The following is a 22,576-nucleotide window of genomic DNA, read 5'->3' on the forward strand; positions in this document are numbered from 1 at the left end:
GATTAGATAGGCGTATCGGCGCGCCGCTCAAGGGCGGTCGCGATCAGGTGATCGAAATCTGCCGGGGTCTTGACCGTTGCGACCTCATCGTCGCTGACGGTGACGCCCCAAGGGGCCATGGCCTCGTATCGTGGCTGGCGGTGCGCAAGCGCGCGCGCATAGGTCCAGCGGATAAAGCTATCTGGATCAACTTCGTCGGCTTCGATGTTGTTTTCGCTTAGGTATTCTTCCCAAGAAGCGTCCAGAAACGCGGGCTGATAGGCCATTGGCTTGGGGGCGCGATCAAACCGGCGGATCAATTCCTGAGTATGGGCCTCGCTGCCTTCGATATAGATCAAAAGGCATTGCTGCGACAGCTCGCAGAGGATCGGATCGTTGGGGTCATCGCCCTCGACCCATTCGCAGATCGAGCCACCGGTATCGCAGATGAAATTCGAATAGCCATAAAGCGCATCAGCGCGCGCGATGAAATGCCCGGTGTCCATCAAGGCGGCAATTTCGGCCTGGCGGAACTGATCCTGGCGGCGGCGGTATTCATCAATCGGCAGGCCGCCCTTGGCCGGGTCGCCCGGCTTGCCGAGATAGGTCGAAACCGGGGCGAGATTGTTGAAGGTGATGTTCGATCCGATATAGATCGAATCCGTCAGCAACAGATCGCGCAGGAACGGCACCTGCATGGCATAGGCCTTGGCATTATCGGCAATCAGCTCGCCCATGTAGCGCGTGCCGATGCGGTAATCTATCGAGTAGTGAAACCAATCCCCGCCATCGCGCAGCATGTTCGAGAGGTACGTCTTGCCAAGGCCGGACATGCCGTAAAACAGCACCCGTTTATGCGTCGCCGCCCGCCAGTCCTGTGCCGAAGTGTAGATCATCGCCGCTCCCCTTTGGGATCGTGCTACAAACTGCGGTTGCCGGGGTCAATCCAAAGCAGTCGTGCGACGAAAAAACCCCGCCCGGATAAGAGGGCGGGGCCTGATCCTGCTTGCGATGGGCGTTTAGAATTTAAACCCGACCTTGGTGCCGAACGCAATCGCATCACTGCCCAAAAAGCTTGAGACCGACGTGTCCGCGCTGCCAACATCAAAATAGCGAACACCGGCGGTGATTTTTATGGCTTCGTTTTCATAAGTTGCCGCCAGCCCGTAGCTGATATAGCCGTCCTTGCCCGAAAGGTTGCCAACAACATCACCTTGGTCCTTTTCGTATCCCAGGATGGCTGCGCCACTCCAGTTTTTACTCAACTTGCGACCGATACCAAGCTCATATGTCCAGATATCGCTGGGGCCGCTTGCAATCGGCACGTTTACGGGGGCCGGGGAAAACTGGAAGAAGTCGGCCGGCTGCACCTTGAATTTTGTCCATTCCCGCCATTTGACAGAGCCGAAAAGCAGCGTATCGGTGGCTATGCCGGATTGTGCATGAAGCGTGACAGCCTGAGGAATTTCAACTTTGAACGGAGACCCGTTGTTATCGCGGAAATCATGCTCCGTTTTGGATTCATAGGTCAGCGCGACGCGCATTGCGATGCTGGGGATTTCATAGGCCGCGCCCACAAGATACCCGAACTGATAATCCTTATCCACGTTGAGAGAATAAGGCCCGGGGGGCGCCAGGGCGCTACCACCTGTAGCCGGCGAGATAACCTGAATGTTTCCGCTAAGGCCCATATAGCGCAGGCCGCCATAGACGCTCATCCGGTCATTGAACTTATACTTTGCCATCCCGGTCACGGCGATAGAGTTTACCTCTGCATTCGATCCGGCGAAGAATGCACCGGCTCTGCTGTAATCTACAGAAGCCCCAATAGGTTCGTCGATGACCAGGGCCAGAGCAACCTTTTCATTCAGCTGATGTTTGTAGCCACCCGCGAATGACTGATAACTTTTCTGAATATTGCCAGTCGGGCCGGTTGGCACACCTCGCGGCGCACCGGAAACGTTGGGGTGAAGAGTTGCCGCAGATAGCTCGACATAGTTTTTACTCTTCTCGAACAAAATCATCGATGGGTCGCCTCGGCGCTCAATCTCGCCTGCCTGAGCGGTGCCTGCGACAGCAACCAGGGTGGATGCTGCAAGTGTGAGTCTTTTCATTGGGCCTCTCCTCCAGAAGTTGCCCCGATCTTTATCGGCAGTAATCTGCCGGTCAATCTTTGACGCGGCGTCACTGACGTCAGGGAAGGGTGGGGTTGCCTGATGGTCACACTTTAAACGCGAGGTCTGGGACGATCAGCGTCTTTTTGCGGTTTCTGACCACAAATTCAGATAGTTCGCGCCGAAAATGATCAAAGCGCCAAGGATGACAAAGGCATCTATCGGCTCGTTATAGACCAAAAGCCCGATCACCGCGATCAGCGGAAGGCGGGTGAAATCGACCGGGCTCACAAGAGTGGCGGGCGCAATCGACAGGGCCGTGGTCAGACAGAAATGCGCCGTCAGTCCGGCACAGGCAATCACCACAAGCCAGGGCGTCGAGGGTAGCGAGGGCAGGGCGATGTCACCGTCGTACCCGGCACAGACAAGACCGAAAATACTCTGGCTCAGGGTCATCCAGAACAGGATGCAGGTCAGTGTTTCGCTGCGCGTCAGCCGCTTGGTGAACAGGATCGAGCCGGCAAAACCAATGGCGGCCGCTGCGGCCGCGATGGTGCCAAGGCTCAGTGTCTCGGGGCTTGGGCGCGCGACGATAAGGATGCCGACAAAGCCGATGATCGCGGCCAGCACGCGCATTTTCGTAAGCCGCTCGCCAAGCACCAGCGGCGACAGGATCAGCACCCAAAGCGGCGCGGTGAACTCAAGCGCAAAGACCTGCGCCAGCGGGATCACCGTGATCGCGTAAAACCAGAGGTTCTGCCCGGAAAAGTGAAACAGGTTGCGAATCAGATGGGTGGTGGGGCTTCGGGTGGTGATCTGGCGATAATGGCCGGTCAGGCCCGCGACGATCACCACAAGGCCGAGGCCGATCATACTTCGGTACATCATGACCTCGAAGGTATCGAGCTCGAAGCTGACCGCGCGGCCCGCCACCGCCATTGACGAAAACGCCAGCACCGCGCCCAGCATCCAAAGCGCCGCACGCAACACGGCGGCCGGATCGGTGCGTGGCGGTGCTGAGACGATGGTCATTCAGCCACGCCACCAGACCTCGGGGATCACAACGTCGGGATTGGCAGGTACGTTCGGATGGTCCTGTGGATGGGGCAGGGACACCACGCCCCCCGTCGCCAGATCGGCCAGGCGATCACGGCGCAGATAGCTAACCTCGAACACCGGCGGCACCTCGAGCCCCCTGCAAGTGGCAAGAGGTGAGCAGTTGTTGGCGTGCATGTGAACGATCGCAAACTGGCTGTGAAGTTTGCGGAACACCGCCTTGATCAACGGCAGGCTGTTGCGTTCGAAAATCCGCTGCATCGAATGGTATTCGATCACCATCATGCGGAACTTGCGAAGCGTCTCGACAGAGCTTTCGATCAGCACGTCAAATTCAGCGCCCTCGATATCCATCTGAAGGACAAGATCATTGCCTGTTTGATCGCCTAGCTTTTGGGTCATCCAGCTGTTGAGCGTTGTAAAGATGTCGTCATTATAGGCGCCGAGGAACTTTTTATCGAACTCGAACAGGGGGTTATCCATCGGGGGATTGTCAACACTGGCATCGGCGAGGAACGATTTGATGCCATAGTCACGTGCAATATGGTCTTCAAAATCCGCAGTGATCGATACGCCTGGCGAAAAGCAATGGGTGATTCCGTCAAAATCGTCGGGCATCATGTAGCCACCGTCGCCGTCACCACCAATGCGCACAAGACGCGTCGGCGTATAGGCGGCCCGAAAGTCACTTATCAACTCTTCGACGTCGGAACGCTTGGCTGCCGCTTGGCGGATATGGCCGTGGTCCAGCAATTTGCGGTCGAAAAACTTTCTAAGGAACATGTTACCTCCTGTCTTGGCACAGCTGTGCCCGCGCGCGTGGTGCATCCCCCAAACAGGGGGCTTGCCTGTAAACGCCGTGATGAGATCCGCCGCTCATTCCCACTCAATCGTGCCCGGAGGTTTCGAAGTGATATCATAGGTGACGCGGTTGATGCCTTTGACCTCGTTGATGATCCGGGTTGCGGTTTCACCGAGAAATTCGTGGCTGAACGGATAATAATCCGCCGTCATGCCATCCACCGAATTCACCGCGCGCAGGGCACAGGCAAAATCATAGGTCCGCCCGTCGCCCATCACACCAACGGTGCGCACCGGCAGAATGGCGACGAAGGCCTGCCAGATATCATCGTACAGCCCATGCTTGCGGATCTGGTCGATATAGACCGCATCCGCCTTGCGCAGGATTTCAAGCTTTTCGCGGGTGATTTCACCGGGGCAGCGAATGGCAAGACCCGGCCCGGGAAACGGATGACGGCCGATAAAGCTTGCCGGCAGGCCAAGTTCATGACCAAGCGCGCGCACCTCGTCCTTGAACAGCTCGCGCAGCGGCTCGACAAGCTTGAGGCCCATCTTTTCCGGCAGACCGCCCACGTTGTGGTGCGACTTGATGGTGACGCTCGGACCGCCCGAAAAGCTGACGCTCTCGATCACGTCGGGGTAAAGCGTGCCCTGGGCCAGAAACTCTGCGCCCTCGATCTGATTGGCGTATTTCTGGAACACGTCAATGAACAGGCGGCCAATGATCTTTCTCTTGGTTTCAGGGTCACTTACGCCGTCAAGCTCACCTAGAAAAAGCTCTGATTCATCGGCATGGATCAGCGGAATATTATAGTTGTCACGGAACATCGTGACGACTTCGTCGGCCTCGTTGAGACGCAGCAAACCGTGATCGACAAACACACAAGTGAGCTGATCACCGATCGCCTCGTGGATCAGGACCGCCGCCACAGAGCTATCGACGCCACCGGAAAGACCACAGATCACCTGTTTGTCGCCGACCTGTTCGCGGATGATGCGAATGGCCTCTTCCTTATAGGCGCCCATGGTCCAGTCGCCGGTGAACCCGGCGAGGCGCACGAAGTTCTCATAGAGCGTCTTGCCGTTCGGGGTGTGGTGCACCTCGGGGTGGAACTGCACGGCAAAGAAATTGCGGTTGAGGTCGGCGGTGACGGCAAAGGGTGCATTGGGCGAGGTGCCATAGACGGCAAAGCCGGGAGCGATCTTGCTTACATGGTCGCCGTGGCTCATCCAGACCTGTTCGCGGGTCTCAAGGAACCAGCCGTTGAGCAAGCCAATGCGCTCTTCGGTCGGGGTGACATAGGCGCGGCCAAATTCCGCGGTGCCATCGCCACGCTCGACCTTGCCGCCAAGCATATGCATCATCACCTGCTGGCCGTAGCAGATCCCGAGGATCGGCACGCCAAGGTCGAACACGCTTGCGGGCGGGCGCGGCGAGCCTTCGTCGATCACGCTGCACGGGCCACCCGACAGGATCACGGCCTTGGGCGCAAACTCTGTCAGGAACGCATCGGTGACGTTCTGATAGGGGTGGATTTCACAATAAACGTTCAGCTCTCGCAGGCGACGCGCGATCAGCTGCGTTACCTGGCTGCCAAAGTCTATAATCAAGAGGCGGTCATGGGATATCTGGCTCATGACCGCCTCGTATAGCGCACCTGCGTTTTGCGCAAGAGAAAGCCGCGTCTTACCAGCTATAGCTAAGGCCGGTTGCGATCTCGTGCTGGCGCATTCTGAGGCGCACAGGCTGGGCCACGCCGGTCAGTGCCGTGTTGACCCCGGTGATGCTATTTGAAAACGCGTGGGTATAGGCAAAGGTAAAACCCCAACGATCATTGATCTTGTAGCTGCCACCGAAAGACGCATGCCATTGCGGCGTTGCGGGGGCGATGGTGTTGATCACCGCCTCGCGATTATTGGTGAATTCGGTCGAATAGCTGATCCCGCTGCGCAGCGTCAGGCGCTCGCTCCGGCGATAGATCGCGGCGAGACGCAGGACATCGACATCCTTCCAGCCAAAGCCGACACCGTTGCTTGCGCCAAGCGGGCCTTGCGGCGGCGCACTTGTATTGGCGATGGCGTTCACATCGCCATAATGAATCCGCTGGAATTCGCCGGTAATGGTCAATTTCGGTTGATATGCGGGCGTATAGGCCGCCCCGAGCGTCAGCATGGCCGGCACGTCGAAATCGCCGCCGCCCGCGAACAGGCCGCTGTATTTGCTCAATGACGACATCTGGATGCGGCTGCGATAGGCCGCGCCGATGGTCCATTGCGGGCTTGCCTCGTAGAGCAGGCCAAGGTTGAAGCCGAGGCCCGTTGACCAGTCATGGCCCTGATTGGTGACCTTGCCGGGGGCAAGCGAGAGGCCCGAAAAAGCCTCAAGCCCGGTGGCCTTGAAGCGCTGTACCGCCAGGATTGGCGAGACCCCGAAGGTCAGCCGGTCACTGACCTTGCGGGCATAGTTCACGGTGACAAAAGCCTGTTCAAGGTTGACACCCAAAGGCGCCGATCCGGCGCCGAGACCGGAAAAGAAGTTGGTCTTGTATTCGGTGTTCATGCCGCCATTTGCAAAGACGAAAACCCCAAGCGACGAACGCTCGTCGAGCGCCCAGTTGGCGCCGCCGCAGGGAATGAGAAAGACGTCATTCTCGCTTTTGTGGGTGCCCGGCGTCAGCGGCCCGCCGGGGGCGACGCGAACGGTGCGATCCGGCGCGAAAGTTGTCAGGCAAAAGCCCGCCGCATTGCCGACCTTGACCCCGGTGGCCGGGTTCTGCGCCATGCCAAGAACGCCGGTGGGCACGGCAACACCGGCGCCCGCCATGCCCTTGGACTTGCCGCCATAGCCATTTGCAAAATATCCGTTGGTTGAAAATGCGGGTGTGCTGAGCAGGCAAAGCCCCAGCACGGCAAAGGCCTTGGCCCCGCGATCAAACATCGCTTTCATCGTCACTGTCCCTTCGAAGCGTGAGTTTTTTTCTTGCTATTGGGCTATTTGCCCCCGGTTCTGCCAGCCCTCGCCGGGGTCAGAGGCAAATAAAATCAAACCGCTGCGAAATCATCACAAGGGAATTCATCATATTTACAGGACCGGGCGTTAACGAGGTCGGGCGAATGTCGCTTTTTCCCCGCATTCGCCGGAATCCTCTAATGGCGCGGCGGGGCAAAACGGTATGACGGGGCAACCCCTGCCGTATCGGCGGGCGATTTGGCGTTAGCAATTGACCATATAGAGGGTGCAATCATGGCAGAAGCAGAAGCAGAAGCACGCGGCCGACGGGCACGAGGCGGCGGCGGGGCCGCACGTCGCGCGGAACGCACCGCCGTCAGCATCGAGACCGCGCGTTATATCGAGCGCAACATTCCCAACTTCGAGGTTCTGACCGAAGAGGCGCTCGAGATCATCGAGGCCAACGCCGATACCATCCTTGAAGAGGTTGGCGTCAACTTCGTCGACAATCCGGCCGCTCTTGAACGCTGGCGCAATGCCGGCGCGGATGTCACCGGCGAGCGTGTCCGCATCCCGCGTGGCCTTGCCCGCAAGCTCTGCTCGACCGCGCCGTCGCGCATCATCCAGCACGCCCGCAACCCCGAGCGCACCGTCGAAATCGGTGGCAAGTCGCTTGTGCTTGCGCCGGTCTATGGCCCGCCGTTCGTGCGCGACATGGAAGGTGGCCGCCGCTATGCCACGATGGACGATTTCCGCAAATTCGTGAAACTCGGCTATATGTCGAAGTGGCTTCACCATTCCGGCGGCACCGTTTGCGAGCCGACCGATGTACCGGTGAACAAGCGCCACCTTGATATGCTTCATGCGCATATGACCCTGTCGGACAAGCCGTTCATGGGCTCGGTCACCGAACCAAGCCGCGCGCAGGACAGCGTCGACATGTGCGGTATCCTGTTCGGCAAGGACTTCGTTCAAGACAACACGGTCATGACCAGCCTGATCAACGTCAACTCGCCGATGACCTTCGACGATGTGATGATGGGCTCGCTTGAAGTTTATGCCCAGAACAATCAGGCCTGTATCCTGTCACCCTTTATCGTTGGCGGCGCGATGGCGCCGGTCTCGGTGATGGGTACGCTGACACAGGTTCTGGCCGAGGCCCTGGCCGGCATCGCCTATAGTCAGCTTGTCCGCCCCGGTGCGCCGATGATCATGGGCGCCTTCGTGACCTCGATCGACATGAACTCGGGCGCGCCGACCTTCGGCACCCCCGAAGCCGCGCATATCACCTATGGCGCAGGTCAGCTTGCCCGCCGCCTTGGCCTGCCGTTCCGCTCGTCGGGCTCGTTCAACGGCTCGAAAATGCCGGATGCACAGGCTGCCTATGAAACCTCCAACAGCCTGAATGTCGGGCTGCTGGCGGGCGTCAACTTCATGTTGCATGCCTGTGGCTGGCTTGAGGGCGGGCTTGTGTCCAGCTTTGAAAAATTCGTCATGGATGCCGATCAGCTTGGCACGCTGCACCACATCGCGCGCGGCATCGAGATTGATGAAAACGCCCAGGCGATGGATGCAATCCGCGAAGTTGGCCCCGGTGGTCACTACCTTGGGTGCGCCCATACCCAGGCGAACTTCAAGAACGCCTTCTGGCGCAGTGACCTGTTTGACTACAAACCCTTCGAGACATGGTCCGAAGAGGGCGAACGCGACACGATGGTTCTGGCCAATGCGCGGGTCAAGAAACTGCTCGGGGATTATCAGCAACCGCCGCTCGATCCGGCGATTACCGAAGCTCTGGAGGCCTTTGTGGCCACCAGAAAAGAATCAATGCCCGACGCGTTTAGCTAACTCACGCTTTCAAGGCGGGTGGCGCGCAACAGGCGCGCTTCGCCCATCATCGCGATCAGAACATCCACATGGCGCGCGGCAGAATATCCTGCCGCGCGCTGTTTTCTGTCACGCTCAAGCTCTGCTTCGACCTCGACAAGCTGAACAAGCGCCTGACCACTGCGCGGCAGGGCGCCATAGCCAAGATGACGGCGCAGATGCGGCGCGCGGCGATACTCACTAGCCCCGATTCTTGCGGCCCGGATCAAAAGGGGCGGGCGGCGCAGGCGGTCAAGCGTGGTCAGAATATCGTTCATGTGGCAGACTCCCTAAGGTTGAATTCACCCTTAGTGACACGACATGACCTACTGTTGCGTCTTGCCCCAAGACTCCGCGCGGAGGACTTTGAGATTGTTTACGATTTATAAACAATGGTTGAATTTCTGGAAACAATTAACGAACCGGTAATCTTTTGCACGTTTAAGTTGTGGATAAATCTGTGGATAAATCCCGGGCGGTTACCCGGGCAGGTCGTGACTGACGAATAGGGGTAAGAACATGCGCGAGGGATGTGCACCAAAACCAAGATTGCAACAGGTCCCGACCTGGGTGCCTGAGGCGGCATTGCACTATCTTGCGCATACAGAAACAGGCACCCCGATCTCGGCTCTTGCGCGGCGGGCGGGGCGTCATGCCTCGACCGTATTGCGCCAGATACGGATGTTCGAAACCCGTCGCGACGATTTATTGGTCGATGAGGCGCTGCGCCGACTCGGCCAACAGGTTCTGCACTTAAAGGCTGCCGGTTCTCCTGCCAAGGAGGCCAAAATGACAAGCCATATCAGGGATTTGCCCGAAGACGACACCGCGCTGAGCGAGGCCCGCCTCAAATCCGAAGCGCGCCGTGTTCTGCGCCGACTCTGCGAGGCCGGAGCGGTTCTGGCGGTCTCGGTGGGGATGGATAAGGCCGTGGTGGTGCGCGACACCGGCACCGGTCAACCCTCGCGCACGGCGGTGGTTGATCGCGAGGTCGCCGAGGCGATGGCGCTCAAGCATTGGATCACCTGCGAGAGCCCCGGGCGAATCGCGCGCTATCATGTCACCGCCGCCGGGCGCACGGCGCTTGGCACGATGCTGGCCGAGGCGGAAAATCAGGCCTCCGGCTTTGGTGAGGCAAAGGGTGACCCCGAAATCGACGAGGCGCATGACGGCGCCGGACAGGCCAGCAAGCGGATGCGCTATGGGCTGAGTGAAACGCCGCTTATTGCCTTGGCGCGGCGGCGCGACAAGGACGGAAGCCCGTTCCTGAGCGATGATCTTGTGCGCGCAGGAGAGCGGCTGCGCGAGGATTTCGAGCTATCGCATATGGCGCCGCGCACGACTCAGAATTGGGACCGTTTCCTGACCTTCGTCGATGATCAGGGCGGCGGCCCGACCCCCTCGGGCTATGGCGCGGATGCGGCGCGCGCGCGCGTCGCCAGTGCGCTGCGCGACCTTGGGCCGGGGCTTGGCGATGTGGTGTTGCGCTGTTGTTGCTACCTGGAGGGGCTGGAACGGGCCGAAAAGAGGATGGGGTGGTCGGCGCGCTCGGGTAAAATCGTTCTGCGGATCGCCTTGCAGCGGCTCAAACGCCATTACGCCAGCCTTGGCGATGCCGGCGGGATGATCGGTTAACCGCCGACCAGGGCACCGACCACAAACGCCACAAGGGCGCAGACCGTGCCCACAAGCACGGTCTCGCCGAGGGTGCGCAACAGGCGCTCGCCGGTCGCGCTCCACCGCAACAGCCCCAGCAGGACAAGCGCCACCAGTGTCGCCGCAACCGACCATCGCGTGGTTTGTGCGGTGGCGTCGGCCAAAAGATAGGGCACCAGCGGCACAACCCCAAAGGTGACAAAGGCCGAGAACGTGAAAAGCCCGTTCAAGATGGGGCTTTCCACCTCGGGATCGCGCAGGCCCATCTTGTAGTTCAAAATGAGCTCGCTCATCGCTCCGGGGTGGCGCGACAGGATCGTGGCCGTGGTCTCTGCCTCGCTCTGCGACAGGCCCCGCGCCCTTAGAATTTCGGTAATCACGGTGGTCTGGCCATCGGGATTTTGCACCATGGCGCGCAAGCTCGCGGCGTGGCGCGAGCGGTAAAGATCATGCTGCGCGCGCAGCGACAGGAATTCGCCCAAGCCCATGCTCACCGCATCGGCAAAAAGATTGGCCAGCCCGAACACCAGAACCGCCAGCCCGCCGATCTGGGCCACGCCCTCGGCCTGCGCCCCGGCAAAGCCCGCCACGATCGCGAATGTGGTGACAATGCCGTCGGTGCCGCCAAAAACGATCTGCTTGAGATATTCCTGCGTGCGCCCAAGGGTCTGGCCGTCGCGCCCCTCTGCCTGCCTGTCCATGATCACGTCTTAGCCTGTGTTAACCGGAATCGGCCAAGCATAGGCCGCCGCTCGCGGCCCGCAAGCGGCAAGACTGCGACATCGGCGCGGGCAGGGGGCGGAGTGCGATAATCCAGACTTGCAGATTCGCGTGAGTTGCATAACTTCAGCATATGAATATCACCCTGCGCCAACTCAGCTATTTCAAAGCCCTCTCCGAGCAGCGCAATTTCGGCCGCGCCGCCGAGGTAGTGAGCATTTCGCAACCCGCCCTTTCCGTGCAAATCCGCGAGATGGAGGCGGCGCTTGGGGAAAAGCTTGTCGAGCGGCGCGCGCGCGATGTGGTGCTGACGCCCTTTGGCCGCCTGATTCTCACCCATGCCACGCGGGTTATGGGCGAAATGCAGGCCCTGACCGAAGCCGCCCGCTGGCAAGGCGGGCTGACGGGGCGGCTGTCGCTCGGGATCATCCCGACGATTGCGCCCTACATCCTGCCCGCCGCGCTTGAGGCGCTGCGCAGTCGCGACATCTCGCTTGATGTGCAGGTGCGCGAGGCCAAGACAGATCAGCTTATCCAGGAGGTGCAGACCGGCCAGCTTGACGCCGGGATCGTCGCCCTTCCGGTGGCGGCCGAGGGGCTCACCGAATGGCCCTTGTTCGAGGATCGGTTTTTGCTGGCGGGCACCGAGGCGCGGCTTGCAGCCCTTGGTCCCGCCGCCGAAACCCTGCGCCCTGCAGCGCTTGATCAGAGCCCGCTTCTGCTGTTGGAGGATGGCCATTGCCTGACCGACCAGGCGCTGGAGGTCTGCGGGCGCGGACGTGGACATGCCCAGATTGACATGGGGGCCTCATCATTGGCCACGCTGTCGCGGCTGGTCGAGGCCGGGTTCGGCCTTACCTTGATGCCGGAAATAGCGGCCAGTATCGAACAAAGGGCGGCCCCCGGCATGCATCTGCGGCGGTTTTGCGCCCCCGAACCGGCCCGCCAGATTGCCCTTGTGCGGCGGCAAAGCTCGCAGAATGAGGCGTGGTTTGCCAAGCTTGCCGAGGTCTTGCAATCGGTGGGTCAATCGCTGATCGACACGGCGCGCGCGGTCTGAAAACCTTGGCCGGTCCCTGGCAAAACGCGGCCCGCACCCAATCGGGCACGGGCCGGTAACACTTGAAACACTCGGTAAGTGCGATGGACACTCTTTACGCATATGCGACCACCGGGTAACGGCTTTGCATTACTGGCACTTCCCATCGCTATGTTTTATAGTAGGTGAGTGTTACCAAACCATTCGCGGGGAAAATTTCGTGCGTGATCTCAAGATACCCGGACAACGCCACCCCGAAAAGGCGCATCGTCCGGACAATGTTCAGCCCAAAAAGCCGGATTGGATTCGCGTCAAGGCGCCAACCAGCAAGGGCTATTTCGAAACCCACAGGATCATGCGCGAGCACAAGCTCGTCACGGTCTGCGAAGAGGCCGGATGTCCCAATGCGGGCGAATGCTGGAGTCAGGGCCACGCCACCATGATGATCATGGGCGAGGTCTGTACCCGCGCCTGTAGTTTTTGCAACATAGCCACCGGCAAGCCGCCCGAAGATCTTGATGCCTTCGAGCCGGGCCGCGTCGCCGATGCGGTGCAGAAACTTGGCCTCAAGCATGTGGTCGTGACCAGCGTCGATCGCGACGACATCAAGGATGGCGGGGCCGAGCATTTTGCCCAGACCATCCGCGCCATCCGCCATCGCAGCCCCGGCACCACGATCGAAATACTGACGCCGGATTTCCTGCATTGCGACCCCGAGGTTCTAGAGGTCGTGGTCAAGGCCAAGCCGGATGTGTTCAACCACAACCTTGAAACCGTGCCCGGCCTTTACCCCGAGGTGCGCGCCGGTGCGCGCTATTTCCATAGTCTGCGCCTGTTGCAGCGGGTCAAGGATATCGACCCGAGCATGTTCACCAAATCCGGAATCATGGTCGGCCTTGGCGAAGATCGCCAGGCGGTGCATCAGGTGATGGATGACATGCGCGCGGCGGGAATCGATTTTCTGACCATCGGGCAATACCTGCAACCGACGCCGAAACACCATGCGGTGGATCGTTTCGTGCACCCGGACGAATTTGCCGCCTATGAGCGCGCGGCTTATGGCAAGGGGTTCCTGATGGTGTCGGCCTCGCCGCTGACCCGTTCAAGCTATCATGCGGGCGATGATTTTGCCCGGCTTCAGGCGGCGCGCAACGCCAAGTTCGCCTGACTTCGACAGCACATCCAGAAACAACAAAGGCCGGTCTGATGTGACCGGCCTTTTGCTTATTGTCGATGCGTGAGGGCGCGAGGGGCCTACCGGCCCCAGCTGCGCACCGGGCCGCAATCCATATGGACGAAATTGCTGCTGGAATAGCGCCCGACGCCACCGCCGCCACAGGCAAGGCCCGCGCGATAAATCTGGCTGACAGAGCGGCTTCCAAGGCGCAGATCAGCGGCCTGGCCGATCATGTGGCGCGAATTCTTGGCCACCCCGCGCGAGCGGCTGCGCAGCATGGCGTTGGTCTTGGGGCTGCGATATCCGCTGAGCAGGGTATAGGGCTCGCTTGCGTCCAGAAGATTGTGACTTGCGGCGAGGATATCAATCGTGCGGGTGTCGATATCCTTGACGCCATCGGTGCGCCAGTCGCGCATGAACATCGAGATTTCACGGACCGCTTCGGGGATATATTCGCCCTCGATCCAATAGATCGTATCCATCTTTTCCCCGGTGCGCGGCGATGTCATGCGGATGCGGCGTACATCGCCAGCACCTCGCAGAAAGCCTGCTGCATTGGAAAAGGTCGGTGCGGCCACAAGGGCGGTTGCTGCGAATGCGCCCAATACCCCGCGCCGCGTCATGCTCTGAGAGCTCATAAGCTTCGTCATTGTGTTAAACGCCTGTCCCGTCGCCTACCTAAAGTGCCACTGTTCCGTGGCTTTGCCGTATCATCCCCAGATGTGCAGACTTTATTGCACATGAAGAATCATCCACCAAGTCCTGATTTGGCGACCGGCGCCGGCATCAAGGGTTTTCGGCAAGTTTTCGCGCAAATTTTCGGCGCTGTGTCCGAATTGCGCAAGCCAAGCTGTATTTTGGCCGCAGTCACGACCCTGCGCATAAAGTTGACAGCAAAGTGTTAGGAAAAAATTGAGAGGCCCTTAAGTGGAGGGTTATAATATCAAGATTGTGTAACGCGCGACTTAAGGGGAATTCTATGACGTTGGCGAAGACGCGCCGTGATTTTGGCCTGCTGATGGCAGCAGCCGCTGTAACCTTGACCACTGTATTTACCAGCCATCCCGCCGTGGCACAGGTCATCGCCTTCCGCCAAGCTCTGGCGGAAACCGTGGCAAGCGACCGGGATCTTGCGGCATTTTACCGCGAGACCGGCTTTGCTCCGATCTGGACCGGCGATGGCGCCGAGGATCGCGCCCGGCGCAAGGCGCTTGTGCGCACGTTGAGCGAGGTTGACCTGCATGGCTTGCCGGTTGCGCGCTATGATCTGTCCGGCCTAATGGAGCAGATGGGCGCCGCGCGCTCAAGCCGCGATCTGGGTCTGATCGAAGGCGAGCTGAGCCGCACCTTCCTGCGGCTTGCGCGCGACATGCAAAGCGGTGTTCTGGTGCCCTCAAAGGTAGATGATGGCATCAAGCGCGAGGTGCTTTATGTCGATCCGATCACCAATCTGACCGGTCTTACAACCACAGAGCCGCGCGCGTTCTTCCGCACGCTTGCGCCGCAGGGCAATGAATACGCCCGCCTGATGAAGGAAAAGCTGCGGCTTGAGCATCTGATGGCGCAGGGCGGATGGGGCGCGACCGTGCCCGCGAGCGCCCTCAAGCCCGGCGAGGCGGGGGCGGCGGTTGTGGCGCTGCGCAATCGGTTGATCACTATGGGATATTTGCCGCGCAGCGCGAGCCAGACCTATAACGCCGCCCTTCAATCCGCCGTGCAGGCCTTTCAGGGCGATCACGGGCTCGAACAGGACGGTGTGGCCGGGGCAAGCACGATTGCCGCGCTCAATGTGCCGGTGGAACAGCGCCTGAAATCCGTGATCGTCGCGATGGAGCGGGAACGCTGGCTGACACCCGAGCGGGGCAAGCGGCATATTCTGGTCAATCTCACCGATTTCAGCGCCCGCATCATGGACAATGACCACCTCACCTTCGAGACACGCGCGGTGGTCGGCAAGAACGAAAGCGACCGGCGCAGCCCCGAGTTTTCTGACATGATGGAGCATATGGTGATCAACCCCACCTGGCATGTGCCACGCTCGATCGCCGTCAACGAATACCTGCCGCAGATGAAGCGCAATCCCAACGCCGCCTCGCATTTGCGCCTCTATGACAGCCGGGGGCGTGAGGTCAGCCGTGGCGCGGTAAATTTTGGCGCCTATAACGCGCGCAACTTCCCGTTTGCGATCAAACAGCCGCCCTCGACACGCAATGCGCTTGGGCTGGTCAAGTTCATTTTCCCCAATAAATACAACATCTACCTGCATGATACGCCGCAAAAGGCGCTATTTGGCCGGGAAAGACGCGACTTCAGCCATGGCTGCATTCGCCTTCAGCAGCCGTTTGACTTTGCCTATACGCTTTTGGCCAGGCAGGAAGATGATCCCAAGGCCTATTTTCACTCGGTCCTGAACACCGGGCGCGAGTCAATTGTGCCGCTCAAGACCCAGGTGCCGGTGCATATCATCTATCGCACCGCCTTTACCAAGGCACAGGGCCGCACCCAGTATCGCGGTGATGTCTATGGGCGGGACGCCAGAATTTGGGACGCGCTGGAAAAGGCAGGGGTTTCACTGGGCGCGGTTCAGGGCTAAATACTCCTTCAAGCGAAGGGGATATTCATGGCCTATACCATTCAACAGATTGCAGCGGCGCTTGGGGCAGAGGCCTTTGGCGCCGTTGACTTGGAGATCGACGGCGTGGCAGAGCCCGCCGAGGCAACTGCGCGCCACCTGGCGCTTGCGATGAAGCCGGAATATTCCGATGCCCTGGGGCAGGGGGACGCCCTCGCCGCCGTGATCTGGGAGGGCGCCGACTGGCAGGCGCTTGGTCTTCGCGCGGCGATTGTCGCACCGCGCCCGCGCTATGTGATGTCGGGCCTTACCGCGCTGCTTGATCCCGGTCAGGGCTGGGGCACGGGCATCCACCCTTCGGCGGTGATTGATCCCGAGGCCGAGCTTGCCGAGGGCGTGAGTGTCGGCCCGCTGGCGGTGATCGGTAAGGGCGCGAAGATCGGCAAGGATTCGATCATCGGGCCGCAGAGCTATGTCGGCAATGACGCGGAAATCGGCTCAGGCGCCTATCTGCGCGAGGGTGTGCGGATCGGGGCGCGCGTCGTGATCGGCGCGCGCTTTATCGCACAGCCCGGCGTGGTGGTCGGTGGCGACGGGTTTTCCTTTGTGACGCCCGAAACCTCGACCGTTGAATCGGCCCGCGCCACGCTTGGCGATCAGGGCGAGGCCGACGCGCAGAGCTGGACCCGCATCCATAGCCTTGGCAGCGTCACGATCGGCGATGATGTCGAGATCGGCGCCAACAGCACGATTGATCGCGGTACCATCCGCGACACCAGAATCGGCAATGGTAGCAAGATCGACAACCTCGTGATGATCGGCCACAACGTGATCGTCGGCAATGATTGCCTGCTTTGCGGGCATGTCGGCATTGCCGGTTCGACGCGGATTGGCAACAACGTGGTGCTGGCCGGCAAGACCGGCGTCAGCGACAATATTTTTATCGGTGACAATGTGATCACCGGCGGCGGCACGATCGTACTGGCCAATATTCCGGCGGGTCGGGTGATGCTTGGCTATCCGGCGATGAAGATGGAAACCACGATGGAGGTTTTCAAAGGCTTCCGGCGGTTGCGGCGTTTGTTCGATGATGTTTCAGAGCTTAAGAAAACTGTTTCAAAGCCGCCCCATAATACCTAAATCCCGGATCAGGCACCGGTTCAGAGCGGAAAGACATAAGCCATGAGCATCAAAGATCGCGTTATCGCCATCATCGCCGAACAGGCGGTTCTGGAACCCTCCGATATTGGCCTTGAAAACACGCTTGAGGATCTTGGCATCGACAGCCTTGGCCTTGTCGAAAGCATTTTCGCCATCGAGGAAGAATTCGACATAACCGTGCCCTTCAACGCCAATGAACCAAGCGAAAGCGATTTCGACATCTCATCGGTCAGCACGATCATCGCGGGCATCGAGCGGCTGGTGAAAGAGCGCGCGTGAAACGCGTTGTCATCACCGGCGCGGGCACGATCAACGCGCTTGGCGCCACGGTGCCGCAAACCCTGGAGGCGATGCGCGAAGGCCGCTGCGGCATTTCAGAGCTTGAGTTTCGCGATGTCGAGCGCCTGTCGATCCGCATCGGCGGGCAGGTCAAGAATTACGACCCCGAGAGCCGCTTTAACCGCCAGCAGCTTGCGCTGTTTGACCGCTTTACCCAGTTCACCATGATCGCCGCGCGCGAGGCGATTGCGCAGGCCGGCCTGACATTTTCGGGCGAACTGGCGGCGCGCGCCGGGGTGATCCTTGGCAATTCGGGGGGCGGCATGACCACGCTCGACGAGAATTACCGCTCGGTCTACGAGGACGGCAAGAACCGGGTGCATCCCTTCGTGGTGCCCAAGCTGATGAACAACGCCGCCGCCAGCCACCTGTCGATGGAATATAACCTCAAGGGGCCAAGTTTTACCGTCTCGACGGCCTGTGCCTCGTCCAATCACGCCATGGCGCAGGCGTTTCAGATGGTGCACGGCGGCATCACCCCGGTGATGGTCACCGGCGGGTCGGAATCGATGCTCTGCTTTGGCGGGGTCAAGGCCTGGGAAGGGCTGCGCGTCATGAGCCGTGACGCCTGTCGCCCGTTTTCGGCCAATCGCAACGGCATGGTACAGGGCGAGGGCGCGGCGATCTTTGTCTTCGAGGAATACGAGCACGCGCGCAAACGCGGCGCCGAAATCCTGGCCGAAGTGGCGGGGTTTGCCATGACGTCGGATGCCTCGGACATCGTCATGCCCTCGAAACAGGGGGCGGCGCGCGCCATTCAAGGCGCGTTGAAAGATGCGCGGATCAACCGCGACGAGGTCGGTTATATCAACGCCCATGGCACCGGCACCGCCGCCAATGACAAGACCGAAAGCGCCGCAGTGGCGGATGTCTTCGGGGCGCATGCCGACAAGCTTATGATTTCCTCGACGAAATCCATGCATGCCCATCTTATCGGCGGCACTGGCGCGGTCGAATTGCTGGCCTGTATCATGGCGCTGCGCGACGGGATCATCGCACCGACCATCGGTTATGAAGAGCCAGACCCGGAATGCGCGCTTGACGTGGTGCCCAATGTCGCGCGCGAGGCGAGGGTCGATGTGGCACTCAGCAATGCCTTTGCCTTTGGCGGGCTGAACGCGGTTCTGGCCCTGCGCCGGTTCACCTAGGGCAGAGGGACACGTTATGCAGATCTATCGGCCCGGCGATGACGTAGGCGCGCTGGAGGACTGGCCGTTTGACAATCCGGCGAGCGATTATCGCATCCTTGAGGGCGCGCCGCGTGCCTCTGGCCGGATTGATGCAGGCGGGCCGGGACATGACACCCGGCTTGGCATCTGGCGTTGCACGGTGGGCACGTTTGAATGCACCGAGCAGGGCGACGAGCTTATGACGATCCTTGCCGGGGCGTGCCGCGTGACGGATCACGCCAGCGGCGAGACGCGGGTGCTTGGGGTGAATGACACGATGGTCATGCGCAACGGCGCGCGGGTCACCTGGCAGATCACCGAGGAGGTGACCAAGGTGTTTTTCGGTCACAAACCCGGCGGGTTCTAATTCTGGCCGGTGTCCGCCGAGAGGGTGATATCGCTGAACATCCCGTCACTTTTGCCGCCCGTGTTGTCGCTGTCGCAAAACACACCCATCACCGTGAGCGTTGGCGTGCCGGTGCCTCCAATGTCGCGATAAAGTCGGCGCAGGTCGAGAGATTGCGCATGCCACGCATTAAGATTGACGTTCAACCCATTGGCAACATATTGATAAAATGATCCGATGACCTTGTAATCGCCCGGCTTATACTTGCGATTGCTCCAGATGATCTCACCGCCGCGTGTCTCGCCCGCCTCATTGGCAAAGCGCAGATAAAGCCGCAGCGGATGATCGTCGCCATGCTCTGTGGCCTCATCGACATCGCTCTCGATCGGCTGCGTCACCTTCCAGCGCCAGCTTAGCATCGGAAGATCGGCAAGGGCGATTGAGGTGTCGCGCGCAAGGATCGAGGCGGCCTTGTCGGTGGAACAGCGCAGCACCGGCGTCGCATCCTCCTTGGTCATCTCGTACTCGGTCGCCGGGATGCGAAAGAACGTCCGATGCACCCAGCCCTCTGGCAGGGTGTCGGTGTTTAGCCCCTCCAAGAGATGAACCGTTTTGCCGTTGGCCAAAAGCGGCGCGGCGGTGTCAAAGGCATCCGGGGGCGTCGTCCAATAGGTGGCCCCGCCAAAGAGGATCACCCCAAGAGCCAGCACTGTTTTCTTCATGGGGCATCCCTTTTGCAAACACGCGACCTGCGCCAGGGTGACCCTACCGCGTCAGGCTCGCAAGGGCGGCATGGCGGAATGCGCCATGCCTCACCGGGTTGTGATCGCGTCCGGGTCAACGCCATGAAAAAAGGCCACCAGAGCTGCATCCGGTGGCCTTTTCAAAGCTGTTTTAAAAGGGCGCCTGGCCCTGGATGGGCTTATTGCTGAAGCACCGAGGCGTTGTCAAAGGCCGCCGTAAAGCCCTTGAGCGAAACGGAAATATTGACCGTCTGGTCGGGTGCCTGTGCCGGCACGATTGCCAGCGTCGCCTTGACGCCGCGCTTGAGCGCATCAACATCCGCCTGTGCAAGGCCGATCCGCGCGAAACAGCCGCCCATGGTGCAGAACGAATAGGCATAGCTTTTGGCTTTGCCACCGTCGATCGCAATCTTGATTTCCTCGTTCAAGAGGGTGCCAAGCGGCACGGCAATCGTTGCGCCCGCCACGACCGGAGCGCCCTTGGGAAGGCGGTAAAGGCTGAACTCGGCAACCGGATTTCCGGCCTCTTCCGTCAGAAGCTGGTACATCTGGCAGAGGTCTTCCTCGGTCCCGGTGCGAAAGCACTTCATCTGCCAGTCGCCATAGGTCGCCTTGATATAGGACGGGTCCTCCTGGACCTCGCGGCCCGTATCCAGACCTTCGGCGGCAGCGGCGGCCCCTTCGGCGGGGGCCTCTGCCGGAGTTTCGGCGGCCTGTGCGTCTGTCGCCGGTGCTTCGGCTGCCTGCGCTTCAGCGGCCGGGGCGGCTTCGGCTTCGGTCGTTGCCTCTTGCGCACTCAGCGATGTCCCCATTGCCAGAATGGCGATCAGTGAAAGGTTCGAAAGAATTCTAGGCATCATTTCCCCATTAAAAACTATTCTGTTTTATGCGCAGTATCATGGCGCGGACCAAGAGTCAGGATCAAATCGCAGGAATTCAGGCGCGCTCTGGCAGGTTTCCGCTAGCGTTTTTCACAGTCGCGGCGAGAGGGTCAAACATCGGGCCAAGCATCAGGGGAGCACACCAAATGTGGAGAGCTCAAAAAAGAAAGAGGCCTTGCGGCCTCTTTCCTGTCTCTCCCCGTCGGACTGGCCGACTTAGTTATTGAAGCGGACGCTAGGACAGATGGCCGCACCCGTCAACAGTGGAGTTCGCGAATTGGCGAAAAAAGGCCGCACCCGAAGGCGCGGCCAGTCTGACAGGGAGGAAGTCACCCGGAACCAGAGGACAATCGGGTCCGGGAATGAATTCACACTGGCACGAAAACCTTAACTTTGTATGTTCAGCCCGTGACCATTTTGGGACGAGGGGTATCAGGGTGCAGAAAACGCTATTCGTGGGCGGCGGCGGGCCGGACTATTCAGAGCCGCAGGATCTGCTGCTGAAATACGGCAACCGGCACGGGCTTATCGCGGGGGCCACTGGCACCGGCAAGACCGTCACCCTGCAGATCCTCGCCGAAGGGTTTTCCGATGCCGGGGTTCCGGTGATCCTGTCGGATATCAAGGGTGATGTCTCGGGCATGGCGGTGGCCGGCGATCCGGTGGGCAAGCTTCACGTTCCGTTCACAGAACGGGCCGAAAAGATCGGCTTTGTCGATTTCCGCTATGACAGCTATCCGGTGATCTTCTGGGATCTCTTCGGCGAACAGGGCCACCCGGTGCGCACTACCATGTCAGAGATGGGGCCGCTTTTGCTGTCGCGGCTGATGGGGCTTTCGGATGCGCAGGAGGGGGTGTTGAACATCGCCTTTCGCGTGGCCGATGAGGAGGGCATGCCGCTTCTGGATATGAAAGACCTTCAGGCGCTGCTGACCTGGGTCGGACAGAACGCCGATGATCTGTCGCTGCGCTATGGCAATGTCGGCGCCTCGTCGGTCGGGGCGATTCAGCGCTCGCTTCTGGTGCTTGAAAATCAGGGCGGGACGCATTTCTTTGGCGAACCGGCGCTCGCGCTGGAAGACCTGATGCGGGTCACGCCCGATGGGCGCGGTTATATCAACATCCTTGCCGCGGATAAATTGATCGCTTCGCCAAGGCTTTACGCGACCTTCCTGCTCTGGCTTCTGAGCGAGCTGTTCGAGACCCTGCCCGAGGTGGGGGATGTCGAGAAACCCAAGCTGGTGTTCTTCTTTGACGAGGCGCATTTGCTCTTTGATGACGCCCCCAAGGCGCTTGTCGACAAGGTGGAACAGGTGGCGCGGCTGATCCGCTCCAAGGGGGTGGGGATCTATTTCATCACCCAGAACCCCGACGATGTGCCCGAGGATATCCTTGGCCAGCTTGGCAACCGCTTTCAGCATGCCCTGCGCGCCTTTACCGCGCGCGATCAAAAGGCGCTCAAGCGGGCGGCGGAAACCTATCGCCCCAATCTGCGCTTTGACACGGTCGAGGCCATTCGCGATGTCGGCGTCGGCGAGGCGGTGACCTCAATGTTGCAAAACAAGGGCGTGCCGGGCGTGGTGGAACGCACCCTGATCCGCCCCCCCGCAACCCAGCTTGGGCCTTGTGATGCGGCCACCCGGCGACGGGTGATCGAGACATCGCCGGTGATGGGCAAATATGAAACCGTATTTGATCGCCACTCGGCACACGAGATGTTGCTGGCCCGCGCCGAGGCCGCCGCGAAAGAGGCGGAAGAGGCCGAGGCCCGCGAGGCCGCCGACGAGGAACGCGAGGCGCAGGCCGCCGAAAAAGAGCGCGAGTTCAAGGCGGCGCGGCGCCATTCCGGCGGTAAAAGCGAAAGCCGCTCAAGCCGGTCGCGCAAATCCACTTCGTCTGGGGGCTTTGGCAAGGCGCTGACCGATGTGGTGCTCAAAGAGCTCAAGGGCACAACCGGGCGCCGCCTTGTGCGCGGCATCCTCGGCAGCCTGTTCAAGGGGCGGTAAC

General features: G+C 60.3%; 21 protein-coding genes. 10 read left to right on the plus strand and 11 right to left on the minus strand.

What is annotated here, in order from left to right:
* Positions 1 to 2 precede the first annotated feature (2 nt).
* The 6 genes from ROG8370_RS00795 to ROG8370_RS00820 all read right to left on the minus strand — a co-directional run bounded on the left by ROG8370_RS00795 (position 3) and on the right by ROG8370_RS00820 (position 6,897).
* The gene (locus tag ROG8370_RS00795; protein ID WP_085825182.1) at positions 3 to 875 is read right to left on the minus strand and encodes an ATPase; all 873 of its coding nucleotides are present in this window, start codon (positions 873 to 875) and stop codon (positions 3 to 5) included.
* A gap of 123 nt (positions 876 to 998) precedes the next feature.
* Positions 999 to 2,093, minus strand: a complete 1,095-nt coding sequence (locus ROG8370_RS00800; RefSeq protein WP_085825183.1) for an OmpP1/FadL family transporter — start codon at positions 2,091 to 2,093, stop codon at positions 999 to 1,001.
* A gap of 135 nt (positions 2,094 to 2,228) precedes the next feature.
* Positions 2,229 to 3,125, minus strand: a complete 897-nt coding sequence (locus ROG8370_RS00805) for a DMT family transporter (protein WP_085825184.1) — start codon at positions 3,123 to 3,125, stop codon at positions 2,229 to 2,231.
* A complete protein-coding gene (locus tag ROG8370_RS00810) occupies positions 3,126 to 3,932 on the minus strand; it encodes an FkbM family methyltransferase (RefSeq protein ID WP_085825185.1) in 807 nt (268 codons plus the stop codon). It abuts the gene before it with no gap.
* 93 nt (positions 3,933 to 4,025) lie between these two features.
* The gene (gene guaA, locus ROG8370_RS00815) at positions 4,026 to 5,588 is read right to left on the minus strand and encodes a glutamine-hydrolyzing GMP synthase (protein WP_085825186.1); all 1,563 of its coding nucleotides are present in this window, start codon (positions 5,586 to 5,588) and stop codon (positions 4,026 to 4,028) included.
* 49 nt (positions 5,589 to 5,637) lie between these two features.
* Positions 5,638 to 6,897, minus strand: a complete 1,260-nt coding sequence (locus tag ROG8370_RS00820; RefSeq protein ID WP_085825187.1) for an OmpP1/FadL family transporter — start codon at positions 6,895 to 6,897, stop codon at positions 5,638 to 5,640.
* A 297-nt stretch (positions 6,898 to 7,194) separates the two neighbouring features.
* Between ROG8370_RS00820 and ROG8370_RS00825 the strand changes: the two genes are divergently transcribed.
* Positions 7,195 to 8,748 carry a trimethylamine methyltransferase family protein gene (locus ROG8370_RS00825; RefSeq protein WP_085825188.1) on the plus strand — a complete coding sequence of 518 codons (1,554 nt, stop codon included), beginning with the start codon at positions 7,195 to 7,197 and terminating at the stop codon, positions 8,746 to 8,748.
* Here ROG8370_RS00825 and ROG8370_RS00830 read toward each other — a convergent pair.
* Complete coding sequence (locus tag ROG8370_RS00830) at positions 8,745 to 9,044, minus strand: DUF6477 family protein (protein WP_085825189.1); 300 nt, start codon at positions 9,042 to 9,044, stop codon at positions 8,745 to 8,747. The two genes, ROG8370_RS00825 and ROG8370_RS00830, sit on opposite strands and share 4 nt — an antisense overlap.
* Before the next feature lie 241 nt (positions 9,045 to 9,285).
* Between ROG8370_RS00830 and ROG8370_RS00835 the strand changes: the two genes are divergently transcribed.
* Positions 9,286 to 10,401, plus strand: coding sequence for a DUF6456 domain-containing protein (locus tag ROG8370_RS00835; protein ID WP_085825190.1), 1,116 nt, complete (start codon positions 9,286 to 9,288; stop codon positions 10,399 to 10,401).
* Here the strand turns inward: ROG8370_RS00835 and ROG8370_RS00840 are convergent.
* Entirely contained in the window at positions 10,398 to 11,123 is a 726-nt protein-coding gene (locus tag ROG8370_RS00840) for a VIT1/CCC1 transporter family protein (RefSeq protein ID WP_085825270.1), read from the minus strand. The genes ROG8370_RS00835 and ROG8370_RS00840 overlap by 4 nt on opposite strands.
* A gap of 152 nt (positions 11,124 to 11,275) precedes the next feature.
* Between ROG8370_RS00840 and ROG8370_RS00845 the strand changes: the two genes are divergently transcribed.
* A complete protein-coding gene (locus ROG8370_RS00845; RefSeq protein ID WP_085825191.1) occupies positions 11,276 to 12,202 on the plus strand; it encodes a hydrogen peroxide-inducible genes activator in 927 nt (308 codons plus the stop codon).
* A 199-nt stretch (positions 12,203 to 12,401) separates the two neighbouring features.
* A complete protein-coding gene (gene lipA, locus ROG8370_RS00850) occupies positions 12,402 to 13,349 on the plus strand; it encodes a lipoyl synthase (RefSeq protein WP_085825192.1) in 948 nt (315 codons plus the stop codon).
* 86 nt (positions 13,350 to 13,435) lie between these two features.
* Here lipA and mepK read toward each other — a convergent pair whose 3' ends face one another.
* Positions 13,436 to 14,008 (minus strand): peptidoglycan L,D-endopeptidase MepK, encoded by a 573-nt coding sequence (gene mepK / locus ROG8370_RS00855; protein WP_085825193.1) that lies wholly within the window; start codon positions 14,006 to 14,008, stop codon positions 13,436 to 13,438.
* A 329-nt stretch (positions 14,009 to 14,337) separates the two neighbouring features.
* Here mepK and ROG8370_RS00860 point away from each other — a divergent pair, with 329 nt between their 5' ends.
* From ROG8370_RS00860 to ROG8370_RS00880, 5 genes are read left to right on the plus strand one after another with little or no spacing between them, the layout of a single operon-like run.
* On the plus strand, positions 14,338 to 15,951 hold the full coding sequence (locus ROG8370_RS00860) for a L,D-transpeptidase family protein (RefSeq protein ID WP_085825194.1): 1,614 nt from the start codon (positions 14,338 to 14,340) through the stop codon (positions 15,949 to 15,951).
* A gap of 27 nt (positions 15,952 to 15,978) precedes the next feature.
* Entirely contained in the window at positions 15,979 to 17,070 is a 1,092-nt protein-coding gene (lpxD, locus tag ROG8370_RS00865) for a UDP-3-O-(3-hydroxymyristoyl)glucosamine N-acyltransferase (RefSeq protein WP_085825195.1), read from the plus strand.
* Positions 17,071 to 17,112: 42 nt separating this feature from the next.
* Positions 17,113 to 17,370, plus strand: a complete 258-nt coding sequence (locus tag ROG8370_RS00870; protein ID WP_085825196.1) for an acyl carrier protein — start codon at positions 17,113 to 17,115, stop codon at positions 17,368 to 17,370.
* Positions 17,367 to 18,578, plus strand: coding sequence for a beta-ketoacyl-[acyl-carrier-protein] synthase family protein (locus ROG8370_RS00875; protein WP_085825197.1), 1,212 nt, complete (start codon positions 17,367 to 17,369; stop codon positions 18,576 to 18,578). Before ROG8370_RS00870 ends, ROG8370_RS00875 begins: the two co-directional genes overlap by 4 nt.
* A 16-nt stretch (positions 18,579 to 18,594) precedes the next feature.
* Positions 18,595 to 18,966: a cupin domain-containing protein gene (locus ROG8370_RS00880; protein WP_085825198.1), complete on the plus strand. Its 372-nt coding sequence runs from the start codon at positions 18,595 to 18,597 to the stop codon at positions 18,964 to 18,966.
* Here ROG8370_RS00880 and ROG8370_RS00885 read toward each other — a convergent pair.
* Both ROG8370_RS00885 and ROG8370_RS00890 read right to left on the minus strand, forming a co-directional pair.
* Positions 18,963 to 19,667 (minus strand): DUF3047 domain-containing protein, encoded by a 705-nt coding sequence (locus ROG8370_RS00885; protein ID WP_085825199.1) that lies wholly within the window; start codon positions 19,665 to 19,667, stop codon positions 18,963 to 18,965. The genes ROG8370_RS00880 and ROG8370_RS00885 overlap by 4 nt on opposite strands.
* 200 nt (positions 19,668 to 19,867) lie before the next feature.
* A complete protein-coding gene (locus ROG8370_RS00890; protein ID WP_370738318.1) occupies positions 19,868 to 20,545 on the minus strand; it encodes an invasion associated locus B family protein in 678 nt (225 codons plus the stop codon).
* Positions 20,546 to 21,006: 461 nt separating this feature from the next.
* Between ROG8370_RS00890 and ROG8370_RS00895 the strand changes: the two genes are divergently transcribed.
* A complete protein-coding gene (locus ROG8370_RS00895) occupies positions 21,007 to 22,575 on the plus strand; it encodes a helicase HerA-like domain-containing protein (RefSeq protein WP_139838006.1) in 1,569 nt (522 codons plus the stop codon).
* The last annotated feature ends 1 nt before the right edge of the window (position 22,576 follow it).

This window comes from Roseovarius gaetbuli, from assembly GCF_900172365.1.
GTDB lineage: Bacteria > Pseudomonadota > Alphaproteobacteria > Rhodobacterales > Rhodobacteraceae > Roseovarius > Roseovarius gaetbuli.

Bases quoted from the DNA above. Each gene is read 5' to 3' on its own strand.
- ROG8370_RS00870 (WP_085825196.1), top strand. From the start codon at position 17,113: ATGAGCATCAAAGATCGCGTTATCGCCATCATCGCCGAACAGGCGGTT.
- ROG8370_RS00845 (WP_085825191.1), top strand. From the start codon at position 11,276: ATGAATATCACCCTGCGCCAACTCAGCTATTTCAAAGCCCTCTCCGAG.
- lpxD (WP_085825195.1), top strand. From the start codon at position 15,979: ATGGCCTATACCATTCAACAGATTGCAGCGGCGCTTGGGGCAGAGGCC.
- ROG8370_RS00860 (WP_085825194.1), top strand. From the start codon at position 14,338: ATGACGTTGGCGAAGACGCGCCGTGATTTTGGCCTGCTGATGGCAGCA.
- ROG8370_RS00835 (WP_085825190.1), top strand. From the start codon at position 9,286: ATGCGCGAGGGATGTGCACCAAAACCAAGATTGCAACAGGTCCCGACC.
- ROG8370_RS00885 (WP_085825199.1), bottom strand. From the start codon at position 19,667: ATGAAGAAAACAGTGCTGGCTCTTGGGGTGATCCTCTTTGGCGGGGCC.
- ROG8370_RS00880 (WP_085825198.1), top strand. From the start codon at position 18,595: ATGCAGATCTATCGGCCCGGCGATGACGTAGGCGCGCTGGAGGACTGG.
- ROG8370_RS00800 (WP_085825183.1), bottom strand. From the start codon at position 2,093: ATGAAAAGACTCACACTTGCAGCATCCACCCTGGTTGCTGTCGCAGGC.
- ROG8370_RS00830 (WP_085825189.1), bottom strand. From the start codon at position 9,044: ATGAACGATATTCTGACCACGCTTGACCGCCTGCGCCGCCCGCCCCTT.
- ROG8370_RS00805 (WP_085825184.1), bottom strand. From the start codon at position 3,125: ATGACCATCGTCTCAGCACCGCCACGCACCGATCCGGCCGCCGTGTTG.
- ROG8370_RS00825 (WP_085825188.1), top strand. From the start codon at position 7,195: ATGGCAGAAGCAGAAGCAGAAGCACGCGGCCGACGGGCACGAGGCGGC.
- ROG8370_RS00820 (WP_085825187.1), bottom strand. From the start codon at position 6,897: ATGAAAGCGATGTTTGATCGCGGGGCCAAGGCCTTTGCCGTGCTGGGG.
- ROG8370_RS00795 (WP_085825182.1), bottom strand. From the start codon at position 875: ATGATCTACACTTCGGCACAGGACTGGCGGGCGGCGACGCATAAACGG.
- ROG8370_RS00810 (WP_085825185.1), bottom strand. From the start codon at position 3,932: ATGTTCCTTAGAAAGTTTTTCGACCGCAAATTGCTGGACCACGGCCAT.
- ROG8370_RS00840 (WP_085825270.1), bottom strand. From the start codon at position 11,123: ATGGACAGGCAGGCAGAGGGGCGCGACGGCCAGACCCTTGGGCGCACG.
- mepK (WP_085825193.1), bottom strand. From the start codon at position 14,008: ATGACGAAGCTTATGAGCTCTCAGAGCATGACGCGGCGCGGGGTATTG.
- ROG8370_RS00890 (WP_370738318.1), bottom strand. From the start codon at position 20,545: ATGCCTAGAATTCTTTCGAACCTTTCACTGATCGCCATTCTGGCAATG.
- guaA (WP_085825186.1), bottom strand. From the start codon at position 5,588: ATGAGCCAGATATCCCATGACCGCCTCTTGATTATAGACTTTGGCAGC.